Source organism: Myxococcus sp. CA039A (assembly GCF_013336645.1).
Taxonomy (GTDB): Bacteria; Myxococcota; Myxococcia; order Myxococcales; family Myxococcaceae; genus Myxococcus; species Myxococcus llanfairpwllgwyngyllgogerychwyrndrobwllllantysiliogogogochensis.
The window spans coordinates 1-901 of record NZ_JABUMQ010000711.1 but is presented as its reverse complement, the minus strand read 5'-3'; the positions used below and the strand labels follow the sequence as shown (position 1 = coordinate 901).

Annotated in this window: 1 protein-coding gene; it reads right to left on the bottom strand. The window is 69.0% G+C overall.

Translation table 11 applies throughout. The annotated features are described in order from the left end of the window. Position 1: 1 nt before the first annotated feature. Positions 2-901 (bottom strand): ABC transporter substrate-binding protein (locus tag HR086_RS47185; protein WP_174468943.1); only part of this gene is annotated, 900 nt, incomplete at its 5' end.

Genomic DNA, 901 nt, shown 5'->3' with positions numbered 1-901 from the left:
CTCATCGCCCCTCCCCCATCAAATGGTCCACCTGCTTCTGCGCGCGCTTCAGCGACGCCTCGGGCGAGCGCAGTCCCGCCACCGCCGCGGAGAACTCGCTCTGCAACACATCTGAAATCAGGTTGTAGTACGGCGTCACCGGCCTGGGCCTCGCGCGCTCCGCCATCTCCCGCAGGCCCGCGATGAATGGCGAGCTCTCCTTCAACCTCGCATCGTCATACACAGACGCCCGGGGCGGATTGCGCGCGTAATGCACCGCCAGCACCAGGTTCGCCTCCGGCGACGTCAGGTGCGCGATGAGCTTCGCCGCCAGCTTCCGCCGCTCCGGCGACACATGCGCGTTCACCGCGAGCTGATACCCACCCAGCGTCCCGAATCCCGGCTCGCCACTCACCGTCGGCAACGGCGCCATCCCCACCTTGCCGCGAATGGGCGAGCCCTCCTTCTGCGCCTCGCTCCACGCATACGGCCAGTTGCGCATGAACACCGCGCGCCCCTCCTGGAAGATGCGCCGCGCCTCCTCCTCCCCAAACCCCATCACCGTCTCCGGAGACACCCCGCTCACCAGCAACCCGCGCAGATACGCGAGCGCCTCGCGCGCCGCCTCCGTCTCCAACAACACGCGCCCGTGCTCCCCCATCGCGTCCCCGCCGTGCCCCCACAGCGCCTCAAAGACATTACAACTCAACCCCTCGTACTGCCGGCCCTGCCACACGAAGCCCTGGATGCCCGGCACCTTCGCCTTCGCGTCCAGCGCGAAGCGCTCCAGCTCCGCGTACGTGCGCGGCGCCCGAGGCACCAGGTCCGTCCGGTAGTACAGAACGCCCACGTCCAGGTACCAGGGCACCGCGTACGTCCGCCCCTCCACCACCACCGCCTCCACCGGACCCGGCAGGAACTC